The sequence below is a fragment of the Streptomyces sp. CNQ085 genome (assembly GCF_022614595.1).
Lineage (GTDB): Bacteria > Actinomycetota > Actinomycetes > Streptomycetales > Streptomycetaceae > Streptomyces.
The window spans coordinates 1-15,980 of the sequence record NZ_JAJFAU010000115.1 but is presented as its reverse complement, the minus strand read 5'-3'; the positions used below and the strand labels follow the sequence as shown (position 1 = coordinate 15,980).

Below are 15,980 nucleotides of genomic sequence, written 5' to 3'. Positions count from 1 at the left end.
CCGCGGCAGCGGCAGCGCCCGGGCCAGCGCGGCGGCCGCCACGGCGAGCGCGCCGGCCGTCACCGCGTCGGGCTCGGCGGCCAGATGGCCGACGGCGAGTACGGCGAGGGCGGTGGAGGCGACCCCGGCCGTCAGGGCGTACAGGCGCTCGTCGGGCGAGGAGTGGTTGCGCAGCTGGAGCACGAGGACGAACAGGACCCACACCCCGAGCGTGCCGACGACGACGGCCGAGGCGTGCCCGGCGCCGAGCGCCAGCAGGGCGATGTCCGCGGTGACGCCCGCCAGGAACGCCAGCGCGATGCCCTGCCGCGCGGGCCACATGCCGTTGAGCCGGAACCAGCCCGCGGCCGTGACCGCCTGGAGCAGCACCACGGCGACGGCCGACACCGGGCGGGAGACCTGGGCGGTGGCCGCGAGCAGCACGGCCAGGAGGGCGGTGAGGGCGGCGGGTGCCAGGCCCGGCGCGATGATCGGACTGCCGGTACGCCGCGGGGTGGTGGGAGCGGCGGCGGCCGCCGCACGGGGTACGCCGGCCGTACCGCCCTGCTCCGGCGGCAGGGACCCGGGGCCGGGGCGGTGGGGCGGCGCGGAGACGCCGGGGGCGGCGTACGGTTCCTGACCGGGGGCGGTGTACTGGCCGTACTGGCTGGGCTGCCGGTACTGGTGGTCGTACTGCTGGTACCGGCCGTACCGGTCCTGTCCGGCGGGCTCGCCGTAGGCGTCGTACCCGCCGTACGCGGGAGCCGAAGGGTCCTGGCCGTGCTCGTGGCCGTCCTCGTGGCCGTGGGGGCCGGGCTGGGAGCCGTACGGCCGTCCGGGCGGGTAGTGCTGGTCGGTCAACGGGAGCCTCCCGCGAAGGGGGGGAGCACCTCGACGGCGCCGCCCTCGGTCAGTCGGACGAGGTTGTGGTCGCGCTTGCCGACCGGCTCGCCGTCCACCAGGAAGGAGCACAGGCCCAGCACCCGGTCGAAGTCCGGCCGGCCGGCATGCCGCCGGCGCGCCTCGGCCAGCGCCTCGGCCAGCGTGTGGGCCTCGTATCTCTCCTCGGTGATCCCGGCGGCGGCCTTGGCCGCGGCCCAGTAGCGGATCATGCCGCTCGGCATGGTGTGTCCCTCTCAGCCGTCCGTCGTGCCGCTCCCATGATGACGTGGCGCCGCCCCGGTCCGTGCCGTCGCCCAGGCGGCGATCCGTTCCAGCAGCTCCGGGGGCGCGGCGTTCTCGGCGTGGCCGAAGCCGCGCTCGATCCACAGCTCCGAGGACGCCGGGTCGGCCGCCTCGGCCAGCGAGTACGGGTGGTCCAGCGGAAAGTAGGTGTCCCGGTCGCCGTGCACCACCAGCAGTGGGGTCGGGGCGATCAGCGGCACGGCCTCCACCGGTGACAGCGGCACCGGGTCCCAGTCCCGGTGATGGATGCGGGTGCGCAGCCCGTAGCGGGAGACCAGGCGTCCGGCGGGGTGCTGGATCGCCCAGTGGACCCGCCGCATGGCCGGGGTGCCCCTGTAGTACCAGCGGGCGGGGGCGCTCACGGCGACGACCGCGTCGGTGTGTGCGTCTGTGCGCCCCCGGTGCATCCTGTGCGCGGTGTCACCGGGGCCGTCCCCGCCGCCCTCCCCGGTTCCGCGCCCCGTGCCGGCCGCCTCCGGCCGGTGGAGCGCCGCGTGCCGCAGTACCACCGAGCCGCCCATCGAGAAGCCCGCCGTCACCACCGCGGAGTGCCCCAGCGAACGCGCCCAGCGCACCGCCGCGGCCAGGTCGAGCACCTCCCGGTCGCCGACCGTGGAACGCCCGCCGGAGCGGCCGTGTCCGCGGAAGGAGAACGTGATCACACCCGCGTGCCGGGCGAACGCCTGTGACACTCGTCGCACCGCCGGCCGCTCCAGCGAGCCGGTGAAACCGTGCGCGACGACGATCGCCGGAACCCGTCCGGCGGCCCGCCGCGCACCCCCGTCCCGGTCGCCGAAGCCCCCCTCGCGGGGCTGGTAGCAGGCGTCTATGCCCACTCCGTCCTCGGTCCGCAGCCGCGCCCGCGGCAGCGTGTGCGAAGGCGTCCGCCGCCCCGCGTCTCCGCCACCGCGGGTGATGACCCCACCACGGAAAGACCCCTCCGTCCCCTCCACGTCCTCGCTCATGTGGGATATTGTCGATGACGAGAAGGATCCGGGCAGTGCCGCCCCCGGGTCCTTTCGTGCTTTCGGAGCGCAGTACGAAGCAGTACCGCCACATGCCCCGACCGGGGCCGGGGAAGGACTCGACGTCATGAGCTCACTACTCCTGCTGACCAACGCCCTCCAGCCCTCCACCGAAGTCCTGCCCGCCCTCGGCCTGCTGCTGCACAACGTCCGTGTGGCCCCGGCCGAGGGCCCGGCGCTGGTGGACACCCCCGGCGCCGACGCCGTCCTGGTCGACGGCCGCCGCGACCTGCCGCAGGTACGCTCCCTGTGCCAGCTGCTGCGCTCCACGGGGCCGGGCTGCCCGCTGATCCTGGTGGTCACCGAAGGCGGCCTCGCGGCCGTCACCGCCGAGTGGGGCGTGGACGATGTCCTGCTGGACACCGCCGGCCCGGCCGAGGTCGAGGCCCGGCTGCGGCTGGCCACCGGGCGGCGGCAGATCGCCGGTGACGACGGCCCGGCGGAGATCCGCACCGGCGACCTGTCGGTGGACGAGGCCACCTACAGCGCCAAGATCAAGGGGCGCGTGCTGGACCTGACCTTCAAGGAGTTCGAGCTGCTGAAGTACCTGGCGCAGCACCCCGGCCGGGTGTTCAGCAGGGCACAGCTCCTCCAGGAGGTGTGGGGCTACGACTACTTCGGCGGCACCCGGACCGTCGATGTCCACGTGCGGCGGCTGCGGGCCAAGCTCGGCCCGGAGCACGAGTCGCTGATCGGGACCGTGCGCAACGTCGGCTACCGCTTCGTGCTGCCGGAGAAGAAGGAGCCGACCTCCGAGGAGCGCCGGGCCCGCGAGGACGCGAAGGCGACCGTGGACGCCGCCGAGAGAATGGCGCAGGACGCGGCCGACGGCGTGGACGGCGGTGTGGACGGCGGCGCGGCCGGGGGCGGGCGGAGGGCCGCCGCTCGCCGGGGAGGGAACTGAGTTGGCGCGCGTAGACTGCCCGCTGTGGCGAAGGTGACGCGGGACGATGTGGCGAGACTGGCGGGTACGTCGACTGCGGTCGTCAGTTATGTGATAAACGATGGGCCCCGGCCGGTCGCGCCCGCGACCCGCGAGCGTGTGCTCGCCGCGATCAAGGAGCTGGGATACCGGCCGGACCGGGTCGCGCAGGCGATGGCGTCCCGGCGCACCGATCTGATAGGGCTTGTCATCCCCGACGCCCGCCAGCCGTTCTTCGCGGAGATGGCGCACGCGGTCGAACAGGCCGCCGCCGACCGCGGGAAGATGGTGCTCGTCGGCAACTCCGACTACCTCGACGAGCGCGAGGTGCACTATCTGCGGGCCTTCCTCGGCATGCGCGTCTCGGGTCTGATCCTGATCAGCCAGGGCCCCAGCGAACGCGCCGCCGCCGAGATAGATGCCTGGGACGCGCGTGTGGTGCTGCTGCACCGGCGGCCCGAGGCGATCGACGACGTGGCCGTCGTCCTCGACGACGTCGGCGGCGCCCAGATGGTCACCCGGCACCTGCTGGAGCACGGCCACGAGTACGTGGCATGCCTGGGCGGCGTGGAGTCCACCCCCGCCTACGGCGACCCGGTGACCGACCACGTGGAGGGCTGGCGCCGGGCGATGAGGGAGGCCGGACACTCCACCGACGGCCGTCTCTTCCAGGCCCCCTACAACCGCTACGACACCTACCGCGTCGCCCTTGACCTGCTGGCCGGCCCCGACCGCCCGCCCGCGCTGGTGTGCGCCACCGACGACCAGGCCATCGGCGTGCTGCGCGCCGCCCGCGAACTGGGTCTGGACGTACCCGGCGAACTGGCGGTGGCCGGGTTCGACGACGTCAAGGAGGCGGCGCTGACCGATCCGCCGCTGACCACGGTGGGCTCGGACCGCGAGGCGATGGCCCGTGCCGCGGTCGACCTGGTGCTGGACGACGGGGTGCGCGCGACGGGCTCACGGCGCGAGCGCGTGCGGCAGTTCCCGACGGGACTGGTGGTGCGCCGCTCCTGCGGCTGTGGCGCCTGACCGCGGCCGGGCCGGGCTCCGGCCAGGACTCCCCGGGGCGGTTCTTCCCCGGGTTTCAGCCCGCCCTCATGAAGTTCTCATTCCGGGCGCGCACAGTCGTGTGCATGAGTGACCACGAGAGCGACCACGAGACGAACCGCGCGTATCCGCCCCGCCCGCCGTACGAGTCCCCCACTCCCGGGCCCCCCGTCCTCGAGCCCGGTGCCGGACACGCCCCCGGCACGCATGCCCGGCCGCGGGCGCGCCGCCCCGTCGGGCTGCTGGCGGCCGTGGCGATCGTGGCCGCCGCGGTCGGCGGCGGTACGGCGACCCTGGCCGCCGAGACGTTCGGGAACGGCGCCGCGCCCGCCGCCACCTCCTCCGTCCCCGGCACAGGCGTCTCCGACACCGGCACCGGGGTCGCCGGGGTCGTCGGGGCCCTCACCCCCAGCGTGGTGGAGATCAGCGCCTCCTCACGCTCCGGCTCCGCGACCGGATCCGGCGTGGTGATCTCCGAGGAGGGCGAGATCCTCACCAACAACCACGTCGTCTCCGGCGCCACCGGGATCGAGGTCACCTTCTCCGGCGGCGACACCGCCCGCGCCGAGGTCGTCGGCACCGAGCCCGACCTCGACATGGCGCTGCTCCGGGTCGAGGGCGCGGGCGACCTCACCCCCGCCGAGCTCGGCGACTCCGACTCCGTCCGTGTCGGCGACCGGGTCGTCGCCTTCGGCTCGCCCGAGGGTCTGTCGGGCACGGTCACCAGCGGCATCGTCTCCGCCAAGGACCGCGAGGTCACCGTGGAGCGGACGGGAGAGGACGGCCGGCCGAGGAACGACCGGTCCTGGCCCTTCGAGTTCGACGGCGGCCGGTACAACGGCGAGCTGGGCTCCGAGACCACCACCTACCGGGCCATCCAGACCGACGCCTCCCTCAACCCCGGCAACTCCGGCGGCCCGCTGGTCGACATGAACGGCCGGGTCGTCGGCATCAACTCCGCGATCCACAGCAACGCCTCCACCGCCGCCGAGGCGGGCAGCGTAGGCCTGGGCTTCGCCGTACCCGTGAACGACGTCAAGGAGATCCTCGACGACCTGCGCGCCGACGGATGAGGCGGATGCGACACTCCCCGACATGACCACCACCGTCTCCTCCGCCACGCCCCGTCCCGCCCCGCCCGCGCGTGTGCTGGTCGTCGATGACGAGCCGGCCGTACGGCAGGCCCTGCGCCGCAGCCTGGCCTTCGAGGGCTACGAGACCGAGCTGGCCGCCGACGGCCTGGAGGCGCTGCGGCAGGTGGAGACGTACCGCCCCGACCTGGTGATCCTGGACGTGCTGATGCCGCGCATGGACGGGCTGACCGCCGCCCGGCGGATGCGCGCGAACGGGGTGACCGTCCCCGTGCTGATGCTCACCGCCCGCGACACCGTCGGCGACCGCGTCACCGGCCTGGACGCGGGCGCGGACGACTACCTGGTCAAGCCGTTCGAGCTGGACGAGCTGCTGGCCCGTATCCGCGCCCTGCTGCGCCGCAGCTCCTACGCCCGTGAGCAGGCCGGCGCCGGGGAGACCGAGGTGCTCTCCTTCGCCGGTCTGCGCATGGACCTCGCCACGCGCGAGGTCACCCGCGGCGGACGGCCGGTGGAGCTGACGCGAACGGAGTTCACGCTGCTGGAGATGTTCATGGCCCACCCGCGCCAGGTCCTGACCCGCGAGCAGATCCTCAAGGCCGTCTGGGGCTTCGACTTCGAACCCTCCTCCAACTCCCTGGACGTGTACGTGATGTACCTGCGCCGCAAGACCGAGGCCGGCGGCGAGCCGCGCCTGGTGCACACCGTGCGCGGCGTCGGCTACGTCCTGCGGGACACCCCGGGCGCCGGACCCGGCACGGCATCCGGCCCCGCACCGGGAGGAGTGCGCCCGTGACCTCACGGCTCAACTCCCTGCCGCTGCGCTCACGCCTGGCACTGCTGGTCGCGGCGGCCGTGGCGATGGCGGTTGCCGCCTGCTCGCTGGCCGCCTGGATCCTGGTGCGGGCGCAGCTCGTCGACTCCCTCGACGACGCCCTGCACACCAACCGGGTCCCCGACCGCCGGCTCATCGACCTCGTCCGTGCCGGGCAGTGCCGGGCGGTGCCGGAAGAGGAGCGGCTGGACACCCCCAACCCCTTCGACTCCACCGTGCAGCTCGTGGACCGTGACGGCGACAGGTGCATGGCCTTCGGCGGACGGCCCCTGCCGGTCTCCGCCGCCGACGTGGCCGTCGCCCGCGGCGAGCGCGCGGAGGCCCTGCACACCGTCACCGCGGGCGGCGATGAGTACCGGGTGCTCACCACTCCCCTGAGCGGCACGGACGCCGCCGTGACCGTGGCCCGCCCGATGGCCGAGATCGACCAGAGCCTGGACACCCTCGCCCTCGTCCTCGGCCTGGTCGCCGCCACCGGCGTGCTCGGCGCGGCGGGCGCCGGCGTCCTGCTCGCGCGCGCGGGCCTGCGCCCGGTGGACAGTCTGACGGGCGCGGTCGAGCACGTCGCCCGCACCGAGGACCTGACCGTCCGCATTCCCGTCGAGGGCGACGACGAGATCGCCCGCCTGTCACGCTCCTTCAACGCCATGACCGCCGCCCTGGCCACCTCCCGCGACCTCCAGCAACAGCTGATCGCCGACGCCGGGCACGAGTTGCGCACCCCGCTGACCTCGCTGCGCACCAACATCGACCTGCTGGTGCGCAGCGAGCAGGCCGCCCGCCCGCTCCCGCCCGAGGACCGCCGGGAACTGCTGGAATCGGTGCGCGTCCAGATCGGCGAACTGGCCTCCCTCGTCGGCGACCTCCAGGAGCTGTCCCGGCCCGACGCCGCGGCCGCCGGCGGGCCGGTGGAGATCACCGGCCTGCACGAGACCGCCGGACGCGCCGTGGAACGCGCCCGGCTGCGCGGCTCGGACATCACCATCACCCGCGACCTGGCCCCCTGGTACGTGCGGGCCGAACCGGCCGCGCTGGAGAGGGCGGTGGTCAACCTGCTGGACAACGCCGTGAAGTTCTCCCCGCCCGGCGCAACGATCGACGTCCGCCTCGACGGCTCCACCGGCACCCTGCGCGTGCGCGACCGGGGCCCAGGCATCCCCGAGGACGAACTCCCCCACGTCTTCGACCGCTTCTGGCGCTCCCCGTCCGCCCGCAGCCTCCCCGGCTCGGGCCTGGGCCTGGCCATCGTGGCCCGCACGGTGCGCCGCAGCGGCGGCGAGATCGCCCTCCACCCGGCCCCGGGCGGCGGCACGGAAGCCGTCCTCCGCCTCCCCGGCGCCCCGGTGCCCCCGCCGGAGACGCCCGACCGGTCCGGGAGGAGGCCGGACGGAACGGCTACGGGGTGAGGCGCTCGGCGAGTTCCGTCTCGTCGGCGACGAACCACATCTGCTGTCCGCGGTCGCACTCGCGGACGAAGTCCCGCAGCGACGCGCTGGCCGCCGTACGGGCGGAGACGTCGCCGACGACGGCGAGTCCCAGGCGGTAGTTGGCGAACTTCTGGACGATCTCCCCGGCGAGGCCGGTGCGCAGCCGGAAGAAGTCCTCGTGCAGCCGCCCGGCCGGCACGGCGACCCACCGGGCGCCCCGGTATCCGGCGTCGCCGATCAGGTCCAGCGCCTCGCGCTCCCCGATGGCCGCGCCCTCGTCGGCGCACATCAGGACGGGGATGCCGTGGAACGTCAGAAGGGTGGTCATGGCTGCCTAGCCTAGCCGGGCCGCCGCACGGGGCGACGCGTCCTCACTCCAGGCGGGGCGAGGTGTCGACGGAGGAGGCCACCGGTCTCGTCCCCCCTGTCCTCCGGGTCGGCGCGGGCGACGGTGAGGGCGTGCGCGTCGATGACCTCGCCGGCCTCGGCGGTGAGGACGATCCGCCTGTCCGTCCAGGTGGTGACGTCGTTCCAGAACTCGGCCTCCGCCAAGTCCCCGTAGACGAAACCGACAGCGGCAGGACGGCGCCCCTCCGCGTCCGGCGGTACTTCACGCTGCGGAGCATGCTCCCGGGTCCTCTCGGCGTGCGGGCGGTCCCGCGCGCCCCGGGTGACCGGATGCCGGGGCCGTCGAACCGACGAACCGACGCGCGGAAGCATTCCGGCCCTGGCACCGGACCATGCCGGACACGGTGCTTCCGCCCCCGTGGGAACCGGATCTTCACCCGGACGGCGGTCCGTCGCAGTGTCGTGGGGGAGTTCCGCGGGCCGGGGGAAGGCGGCCCGCGGAGGGAGGCTCATCCGCCGTGGGGGATCACCGGACGACCGTGATCCGGTCCGCCGCCGGGGCGTCCAGCGGGTCGGCGGCGGAGGAGTTGGCGGTCAGGTGGTCCTGGAGGGCCGCCAGGTCGTCGCCGCCCACCAGCGGGTCGGTGCCCTGGGCCAGCGTCGGGAAGCCGTCGCCGCCGCCCGCCAGGAAGGAGTTGACCGCGACACGGTAGGAGGCCGACGGGTCGATCGGTTCGCCGTTCAGCCGCACCGAGTCCGCGACGATCCGGTCCGCGCCGGACCGGGTGAGGTCGAGGGTGTAGGTGAGGCCGGAGGAGACCTGGAGGATCTTCGGGGACGCCTCGTTGGCGCCGCTGACCTGCTCGCGCAGCACTGTCAGGAGCTGCTCGCCGCTGAGGGTGGTCAGGTTGACGGTGTTGGAGAAGGGCTGGACGGTGAAGCCCTCGGCGTACGTCACCACGCCGTCGCCCTCGGTGCCGGAGGCCGCGTGCACCAGGTCGGCGCGGATGCCGCCGGGGTTCATCAGGGCCAGGTCCGCCTCCGGGTCCAGCCCGCGGGCGTGGGCGAACTGGGCGTCGGCGATCAGGTCGCCCAGCGGGGACTCGGGTGCGGTGCGGTCGGCGGTGATGTCCTCGGAGATCCAGCCGATGGGACGGCCCGCGACGGGCGCGGCCAGCCCCTTCCAGTAGTCGATCAGGGCGGTGAGGTCGGCGGCCTTCTCCTGGTTGCGGTGGACGACGCGGTTGGCGCCCTCCACCGAGGCGCGCACGATGTCGCGGGTGCGGCGGTCGTACTCCATGTTCAGCTCGGTGAACAGCCGGCCGTAGGAGGCGGCGGAGGTGACCAGGCGGTCCTCGCCCCGCGGGTCGGGGACGGAGCAGACGTACGGCTGGTGGGTGTGGCCGGTGATCAGCGCGTCCACGCCCGCGTTCGTCCGCCTGGCGATGTCCACGATCGGGCCGGACAGCCCGCCGCCGTCCTCGCCGCAGTCGGCGTTGTAGGCGCTGGAGGCCGGGAACCCGCCCTCGTGGACCAGGGCGATGACGGCGTTGACGCCCTTGCGGCGCAGCTCCTCGGTGTACTTGTCGATGGTCTCGGCCTCGTCGAGGAACTTCAGTCCCTTGACGCCCTCGGCCGAGACGATGTCCGGCGTGCCCTCCAGCGTGACCCCGATGAAGCCGACGCGGACGCCCTTCATCTTCTTGACGGTATAGGGGGCCATCAGCGGCCTGCCGGTCTTCTCGTCGACGACGTTGGCCGCGAGGATCGGGAAGTCGGCGCCGCCGAAGGAACGGCCCTCGTCGTAGCAGCCGTCCTCGGGGTGGCAGCCGCCCTTCCGCAGGCGCTCGAGCTCGGCGGCACCCTCGTCGAACTCGTGGTTGCCGACGCCCACGACGTCCATGCCGAGCGCGTTCATCGCCTCGATGGTGGGCTCGTCGTGGAAGAGGCCCGACAGCAGCGGGCTGGCGCCGACGATGTCGCCGGGGGCGACGGTGACCGAGTACGGGTTGCCCTTGCGGGCCTCGCGCAGGGAGGTGGCGAGGTACTCGGCGCCACCCGCGTCGATCTGCTCGGTGGTGCCGTCGGGGTGCTCGTGGGTCACACGGCCGGAGGAGCCGGTCGGGGGCTCCAGATTGCCGTGGAAGTCGTTGATGGCGAGCACCTGGAGGTCGACGGTGTGGCCGTGGTGCTTGCCGCGGTCGCCGTGCGCGCCGGGAGCCGCCGATGGGGCGTCCTGGGCGGCGGCGGGCATGGCGGCGCCGAGGGCGCCGACCGTCAGCAGACCGGCCGCGGCGGCGGTGAGTCTGCGGGAGAGGGGAAACCGCTTGGGCGGAGTGGACATGTTCTGTCCCCTTCTGTTCCCTTGTTGAGGACGTGAGTTGGCCTGGAAGTGGCCGGTGGTGGCGGGGGAAGCCTAGGTCAACGCGCGTAGCGTGTCATTGTTGCTTTGGTAACCACCGGGTTTCGATGCTGCGTAGGCTTCTCCCTATGAGCGACGTGGTGGTTGTGGACGAGCTGACGCCCGAGGCCGTGCGGCAGGCCCAGGCGCTGATCGACGAGGCCGCCCGGGTGGACGGCCAGTCGGCCGTCTCCGAGCAGGGCCGCCTCCAGCTGCGCGGTGGTCGCCGCGCCGGTGTACGGCACCTGCTGCTCTGGCAACAGGGGGAGCTGGCCGGTTACGGGCAACTGGAGGACACCGACCCGGTCGAGGCCCCGACGGGCGAGTTCGTCGTCCACCCCGGCCACCGCAACCAGGGCCACGGACTCGCTCTGGGCCGCGCGCTGCTGGAGGCGTCGGGCCGGCGGCTGCGGGTGTGGGCGCACGGCGGCCACCCGGCCGCACGGCACCTGGCCCGGCTGCTCGGCCTCACCCTCTTCCGCGAACTGCGGCAGATGCGGCGCCCGCTGACGGGACTGGACCTGCCCGAGCCGACGCTGCCGCCGGGAGTGCGGCTGCGTACTTTCGCCCCCGGCCGCGACGACACCGCCTGGCTGGCCGCCAACGCCGCCGCCTTCGCCCACCACCCCGAGCAGGGCGGCATGACCCAGCGCGACCTGGATGACCGCAAGGCCGAGCCGTGGTTCGACCCCAAGGGCTTCTTCCTCGCCGTGCGCGGCGGCGGGGCCGCCGCGGGCGCCGGCGAGGGCGAGGAGCTGCTCGGTTTCCACTGGACCAAGGTCCACAGCGCCGAGCAACTCGGCGAGGTGTACGTCGTCGGGGTCACCCCCGGGGCCCAGGGCGGCGGCCTGGGCAAGGCGCTGACGCTGGTGGGCCTGCGCTACCTCGCCCGCGACCGCGGTCTGCCGACCGCGATGCTGTACGTGGACGCCGACAACACCGCGGCTGTGAAGGTCTACGAGGGCCTGGGGTTCGAGACCCACGAGGTGGACCTGATGTACCGCATGGAGGGCTGAACCGGCACGGGGAGCCGGAGGCGGCGGGCCGGGCGGCGCCCGCCGCCGGTGCCGATGCGCGGCACGGTGAGCACGCCGGGCCCGGGGGTGAGGGCCACCGGGGGCGCGGGGGAAGGCTGTGGCGAGCAGGAGGGCGAACACATCGGCCCCTCACCCGTCCGGGAAGCCATGACGTCGGAAGCCGGGGCTTCCCTGGTCATCCGGGACGCCCCGGGTGTCCGGGACGGGGCGCACGGCCGGGACGTGGTGGCACGGGCCGGTCCCGCCCGGCGTCGTAGGGCAGCTCGCGGTGGAAGTACGCCGCCTCGGCCGTGTCGTAGCCGATCCGCCCGTCGGTGCCCAGCACGGTCAGGGCGGCCCGCACCCGCTGCGGCGTCAGACCCGACCGCCGGGCCAGCTCCCCGACATCCACACGCGGCTTCCAGGCCAGCAGCACCGAGACCGGATCGGCGTCCTCGGCCGCCTCCTCACCTGACAGCGTCTCCAGCGCCGCGCCCTCGCCCGAGAAGCCGCGCACGGGATCGGGGGAGAGGGTGAGGGTGAGCCGCATCCCCGGCAGCAGCAGCTCCCAGGCGGAGGCCGCCGCGCCGCTCGCGGTCGTCGCGGGCGGCCCGTACAGGCGCAGCCCGGTGGCGTGGCGCATCACCCGCAGCAGGGCCGAGAGCCGGTCCGGTCCGGGCAGGCAGACGGCGCCGGGCACGGGCCGGGTGGCCGGCCGCAGGGAGCGCCCGGCCCGCACCACCCAGAGAGCGGTCCCCGAACCCGGACGGGTGCGCGGCAGGGAACGCAGGAGACGCACCGCCTCGACGGCGGTGACCTCCGCGCGCAGGTCGAAGGCGGAGGCGATCACCTGGGTCTCGGCGAAGCCACGCAGCCAGCGGTCCGGCAGCGGCACCTTCTTCTCCACCACCGGCCCGTCGAAGGTGGTCGTCATGGCACACGAACATAGAGATGACCTCTGACATTCAGTCCGAACGACTGTGGAGCACCCAGTCGGCGATCGGCGGCATCCGCCGTACACCGCCGTACACTCCCGGAACCCGCCGCGACGGTTCGCCGGAGCGAATCGTTCCGGTCTCCGACACCCGTGCGAAGTGCGGGGATCGCCTGACAGCCATGTCGGCTTAACCGACGATTCAGACTCGCTTGCGAGCATCGCGGAATGCAGCCCGTCGTGCCGAAGGCGTCGGCCCCGGGGCCACGCCCCGGGCCGCAGCTCGCCGACGCGCCGTTGCCTCTGGCGGCGCGGAACAATGGAGGAATGAGCCAGTCTGTCCAGCCTCCCGTCGGTTTCATCGCCGCCTCGCGTCCCCACGCCATGATCACGCCGGGGCACGCGATCGAGCCCGGTCTCGACGCGGACTCCGACGCGTACCGCGAGGGCGAGGGCCCCGACGGGGCGGGCGAGGGGCTGCCGCAGGGACGTTTCCTCGACCGGGAGCGAAGCTGGCTCGCCTTCAACGAGCGGGTGCTGGAACTGGCCGAGGACCCCGCCACGCCGCTGCTGGAGCGGGCGAACTTCCTGGCCATCTTCGCCAGCAACCTCGACGAGTTCTTCATGGTGCGCGTCGCCGGCCTCAAGCGCCGCATCGCCACCGGGGTGGCCACCCGTTCAGCCTCCGGCCTCCAGCCGCGCGAGGTGCTGGAGCTGATCTGGAACCGCTCGCGCGAGCTCATGGCCCGGCACGCCGCCTGCTTCCAGCAGGACGTCCTGCCCGCCCTGGCCGACGAGGGCATCCACCTGGTGCGCTGGCCGGACCTGACGGAGAAGGAGCAGGCCCGCCTGTTCACCCTCTTCCGGCAGCGGATCTACCCCGTGCTGACCCCGCTGGCGGTGGACCCGGCCCACCCCTTCCCCTACATCTCCGGGCTGTCGCTGAACCTGGCCGTGGTCGTGCGCAACCCGGTCAGCGGGCACAATCACTTCGCGAGGGTGAAGGTGCCACCACTGCTGTCCCGCTTCCTGGAGGCATCCCCGCAGCGCTACGTGCCCATCGAGGACGTGATCGCGGCCCACCTGGAGGAGCTGTTCCCGGGGATGGAGGTCCTCGCCCACCACATGTTCCGGGTCACCCGCAACGAGGATCTGGAGGTGGAGGAGGACGACGCCGAGAACCTGCTGATGGCGCTGGAGAAGGAGCTGATGCGGCGCCGCTTCGGCCCGCCGGTGCGCCTGGAGGTCGAGGAGTCCATCGACCCGTACGTGCTGGACCTGCTGGTGCGCGAGCTGAAGGTCTCCGAGGCCGAGGTCTACCCGCTGCCCGGCCCGCTGGACCTCACCGGCCTGTTCGGGATCGTCTCGCTGGACAAGCCGGAGCTGAAGTACCGCAAGTTCGTCGCCGGCACCCACCGCGACCTGGCCGAGGTCGAGTCGGCCTCCGCGCCCGATGTCTTCGGGGCGCTGCGCGAGCGCGACGTGCTGCTGCACCACCCCTACGACTCCTTCTCCACCTCCGTGCAGCGCCTCCTGGAGCAGGCCGCCGCCGACCCGGACGTGCTGGCGATCAAGCAGACGCTGTACCGCACCTCCGGCGACTCCCCGATCGTGGACGCGCTGATAGACGCGGCCGAGTCCGGCAAGCAGGTGCTGGTGCTGGTGGAGATCAAGGCCCGCTTCGACGAGCAGGCCAACATCAAGTGGGCGCGGAAGCTGGAGGAGGCCGGCTGCCACGTCGTCTACGGCCTCGTCGGTCTCAAGACGCACTGCAAGCTGTCCCTGGTGGTGCGGCAGGAGGGCGATACGCTGCGCCGCTACAGCCACGTCGGCACCGGCAACTACCACCCCAAGACCGCCCGCCTGTACGAGGACCTGGGTCTGCTGACGGCCGACCCGCACGTCGGCGCCGATCTGTCCGACCTGTTCAACCGGCTGTCGGGCTACTCGCGCCGCACCACCTACCGCCGGCTGCTGGTCGCGCCCAGCTCGCTGCGCGACGGGCTGATCCAGCGCGTCAACCGCGAGATGGCCCACCACCGGGCCGGGCGGCCGGCGTATGTGCGGATCAAGGTCAACTCGATCGTCGACGAGGCGATCGTCGACTCCCTCTACCGCGCCTCCCGGGCCGGGGTGCCCGTGGACGTGTGGGTGCGCGGCATCTGCGCGGTACGGCCGGGGGTGGCGGGGCTGTCGGAGAACATCCGGGTGCGCAGCGTGCTGGGGCGATTCCTGGAGCACTCCCGGGTCTTCGCCTTCGCGGGCGGAGGCGATCCGGAGGTGTGGATCGGCAGCGCCGACATGATGCACCGCAACCTCGACCGGCGCATCGAGGCGCTGGTACGGGTCACCGACCCCGGCCACCGGGCTGCCCTCGACCGGCTGCTGGAGACCGGCATGGCGGACACCACCGCCTCCTGGCACCTCGGCCCGGACGGCGAGTGGACGCGTCACGCGACCGACGCCGAGGGGCGGCCCCTGCGGAACGTCCAGGAAATGCTCATCGACGCCCGGAGGCGCCGACGTGGTCCAGCCACATGACCTGCCCCCCAACGCGTCCGACGGGGGAGGGGAGCCGTATCCGCGGACGCTTCCGGAGGTGGTCCGCGAGGATCCCCGCGAGACGGGTCCGGGTCCGGGTCCGGGGGAGGCCACCGCGGGCGAGGTGCTGGCCGAGTACCTCCACCGGCAGGCCACCGGCTTCCTGCGCAGCCTGCGGCTGCACGAGGAGAGCGTGGGCAGCGCCGAGTCGGCGGCCGTCGCGGCCGAGGCCGTGCGGACGATGCGCCGCTGCGCCCGCCGCGTCGGCGCGGCGCTGCGGGTCTACCGGCCGCTGACCGATGCCGCCCGGGCCGACCAGATCGGCTCCGAGCTGGCCTGGCTGTCGGGTGTGCTGGGACAGGAGCGGGTGTACGAGGTGCGGCTGGAGAGGCTGCTGGGGGCGCTGCACCGGCTGTCGTCGGCGCCGGCCGGGGTGGCGGGCGCCGACAGTTCCACGGCCGGCTCCGCCGCCACCGGACCGCCCGCCCAGCGCGGCTCCTCCTCGTCCGGCGGCGGCCTGGGCATCGGCGCGGCCCGCGCCGGAGCGCTGCTGGAGCGGCAGCTCACCCTCGCCCGGACCCGAGCCCACTCCGCCGCCCTCCAGACGCTCGGCTCGGCCCGCTTCCACGCCGTGGCCGACGCGGTCGCCGTGCTGGCCTCCGAGGCGCCGCTGGCCGGCGAGGACGTCGCCCGTCCGGCCGTACGCGTGCTGCCGCCGCTGGCCGAGCAGGCCCACCGGCGGGCGGCCGAGGCGGTGGAGGCGCTGCCGTTGACCCGGGCCCGCCAGTCGTACAACGGCGAGGCGTTCGCCCACACCCTCGTCGTGGACGGGGAGCTGGACGCGGCCTGGAACCAGGTGCGGCTGCTGGTGCGGCTGCGCCGGTACGCCCACGAGGTGCTGGGCGCCGACGACCCGGCGCTGACCGCCGCGAGCCGGGCGCTGGACCGGCACAAGGACGCCGCCGAGGCGGCCTCGGCGGCCGCTGCCGCGGCCCGTACCCCCCGTATCGCCCCCGCCACCGCCTACGCGCTCGGAGTGCTCCACGCCGACCAGCGGCACGAGGTGGAGGCGGCGAGGTTCGGTTTCGGGCGGCTGTGGCGCCCGGCGGCGGCCCAGGTGGCCGGGCCGGGGTATCCGGCGCAGGCGCCGGAGGCGGACACGGCCGCAGTGGCCTTCGGCGCGGAGTGGGGCCGCTGATGAGCGGCGCGGGCGCGGGTCCCGCGCC

Annotated in this window: 14 protein-coding genes and 1 pseudogene; 8 read left to right on the top strand and 7 right to left on the bottom strand. The window is 74.0% G+C overall.

Annotated features, from left to right (window positions below; translation table 11 throughout):
* The 3 genes from LJ221_RS17950 to LJ221_RS17940 all read right to left on the bottom strand — a co-directional run.
* The coding region (locus tag LJ221_RS17950) for a hypothetical protein (RefSeq protein WP_241717748.1) at nt 1-840 on the bottom strand (840 nt) is incomplete at its 3' end.
* Nucleotides 837-1,103, bottom strand: coding sequence for a MoaD/ThiS family protein (locus tag LJ221_RS17945; protein ID WP_241717747.1), 267 nt, complete (start codon nt 1,101-1,103; stop codon nt 837-839). The genes LJ221_RS17950 and LJ221_RS17945, both read right to left, overlap by 4 nt.
* A gap of 12 nt (nt 1,104-1,115) precedes the next feature.
* Nucleotides 1,116-2,129, bottom strand: a complete 1,014-nt coding sequence (locus tag LJ221_RS17940; protein WP_241717746.1) for an alpha/beta hydrolase — start codon at nt 2,127-2,129, stop codon at nt 1,116-1,118.
* A 127-nt stretch (nt 2,130-2,256) separates the two neighbouring features.
* Here LJ221_RS17940 and LJ221_RS17935 point away from each other — a divergent pair, with 127 nt between their 5' ends.
* The 5 genes from LJ221_RS17935 (at nt 2,257) to LJ221_RS17915 (ending at nt 7,493) form a co-directional block, all read left to right on the top strand.
* Nucleotides 2,257-3,093, top strand: a complete 837-nt coding sequence (locus tag LJ221_RS17935; protein ID WP_241717745.1) for a response regulator transcription factor — start codon at nt 2,257-2,259, stop codon at nt 3,091-3,093.
* Nucleotides 3,094-3,117: 24 nt separating this feature from the next.
* Nucleotides 3,118-4,143: a LacI family DNA-binding transcriptional regulator gene (locus LJ221_RS17930; protein ID WP_241717744.1), complete on the top strand. Its 1,026-nt coding sequence runs from the start codon at nt 3,118-3,120 to the stop codon at nt 4,141-4,143.
* Nucleotides 4,144-4,247: 104 nt separating this feature from the next.
* A complete protein-coding gene (locus LJ221_RS17925) occupies nt 4,248-5,234 on the top strand; it encodes a S1C family serine protease (protein ID WP_241717743.1) in 987 nt (328 codons plus the stop codon).
* Between the two features lie 22 nt (nt 5,235-5,256).
* Nucleotides 5,257-6,048 carry a response regulator transcription factor gene (locus LJ221_RS17920; protein ID WP_241717742.1) on the top strand — a complete coding sequence of 264 codons (792 nt, stop codon included), beginning with the start codon at nt 5,257-5,259 and terminating at the stop codon, nt 6,046-6,048.
* Nucleotides 6,045-7,493: a HAMP domain-containing sensor histidine kinase gene (locus LJ221_RS17915; RefSeq protein WP_241717741.1), complete on the top strand. Its 1,449-nt coding sequence runs from the start codon at nt 6,045-6,047 to the stop codon at nt 7,491-7,493. The genes LJ221_RS17920 and LJ221_RS17915 overlap by 4 nt, the downstream gene beginning before the upstream one ends.
* Here LJ221_RS17915 and LJ221_RS17910 read toward each other — a convergent pair.
* The 3 genes from LJ221_RS17910 to LJ221_RS17900 form a co-directional block, all read right to left on the bottom strand.
* Nucleotides 7,483-7,842 (bottom strand): DUF4180 domain-containing protein, encoded by a 360-nt coding sequence (locus LJ221_RS17910; RefSeq protein WP_241717740.1) that lies wholly within the window; start codon nt 7,840-7,842, stop codon nt 7,483-7,485. The genes LJ221_RS17915 and LJ221_RS17910 overlap by 11 nt on opposite strands.
* Before the next feature lie 11 nt (nt 7,843-7,853).
* The gene (locus LJ221_RS17905) at nt 7,854-8,066 is read right to left on the bottom strand and encodes a hypothetical protein (protein WP_241717739.1); all 213 of its coding nucleotides are present in this window, start codon (nt 8,064-8,066) and stop codon (nt 7,854-7,856) included.
* A gap of 322 nt (nt 8,067-8,388) precedes the next feature.
* Entirely contained in the window at nt 8,389-10,206 is a 1,818-nt protein-coding gene (locus LJ221_RS17900) for a bifunctional UDP-sugar hydrolase/5'-nucleotidase (RefSeq protein ID WP_241717738.1), read from the bottom strand.
* 146 nt (nt 10,207-10,352) lie between these two features.
* Here LJ221_RS17900 and mshD point away from each other — a divergent pair, with 146 nt between their 5' ends.
* On the top strand, nt 10,353-11,279 hold the full coding sequence (gene mshD / locus LJ221_RS17895; RefSeq protein ID WP_241717737.1) for a mycothiol synthase: 927 nt from the start codon (nt 10,353-10,355) through the stop codon (nt 11,277-11,279).
* 241 nt (nt 11,280-11,520) lie between these two features.
* Here mshD and LJ221_RS17890 read toward each other — a convergent pair.
* Nucleotides 11,521-12,207, bottom strand: a pseudogene (locus tag LJ221_RS17890) (SWIM zinc finger family protein); the annotation flags it as partial.
* 333 nt (nt 12,208-12,540) lie between these two features.
* Between LJ221_RS17890 and LJ221_RS17885 the strand changes: the two are divergent.
* Both LJ221_RS17885 and LJ221_RS17880 read left to right on the top strand, forming a co-directional pair.
* Nucleotides 12,541-14,754: an RNA degradosome polyphosphate kinase gene (locus tag LJ221_RS17885; protein ID WP_241717736.1), complete on the top strand. Its 2,214-nt coding sequence runs from the start codon at nt 12,541-12,543 to the stop codon at nt 14,752-14,754.
* Entirely contained in the window at nt 14,738-15,952 is a 1,215-nt protein-coding gene (locus LJ221_RS17880) for a CHAD domain-containing protein (protein WP_374228493.1), read from the top strand. Before LJ221_RS17885 ends, LJ221_RS17880 begins: the two co-directional genes overlap by 17 nt.
* Nucleotides 15,953-15,980 lie beyond the last annotated feature (28 nt).

Coding starts and splice junctions, on each gene's coding strand:
- LJ221_RS17910 (WP_241717740.1), bottom strand. CDS start 7,842: ATGACCACCCTTCTGACGTTCCACGGCATCCCCGTCCTGATGTGCGCC.
- LJ221_RS17940 (WP_241717746.1), bottom strand. CDS start 2,129: ATGAGCGAGGACGTGGAGGGGACGGAGGGGTCTTTCCGTGGTGGGGTC.
- LJ221_RS17920 (WP_241717742.1), top strand. CDS start 5,257: ATGACCACCACCGTCTCCTCCGCCACGCCCCGTCCCGCCCCGCCCGCG.
- LJ221_RS17945 (WP_241717747.1), bottom strand. CDS start 1,103: ATGCCGAGCGGCATGATCCGCTACTGGGCCGCGGCCAAGGCCGCCGCC.
- LJ221_RS17885 (WP_241717736.1), top strand. CDS start 12,541: ATGAGCCAGTCTGTCCAGCCTCCCGTCGGTTTCATCGCCGCCTCGCGT.
- mshD (WP_241717737.1), top strand. CDS start 10,353: ATGAGCGACGTGGTGGTTGTGGACGAGCTGACGCCCGAGGCCGTGCGG.
- LJ221_RS17935 (WP_241717745.1), top strand. CDS start 2,257: ATGAGCTCACTACTCCTGCTGACCAACGCCCTCCAGCCCTCCACCGAA.
- LJ221_RS17925 (WP_241717743.1), top strand. CDS start 4,248: ATGAGTGACCACGAGAGCGACCACGAGACGAACCGCGCGTATCCGCCC.
- LJ221_RS17900 (WP_241717738.1), bottom strand. CDS start 10,206: ATGTCCACTCCGCCCAAGCGGTTTCCCCTCTCCCGCAGACTCACCGCC.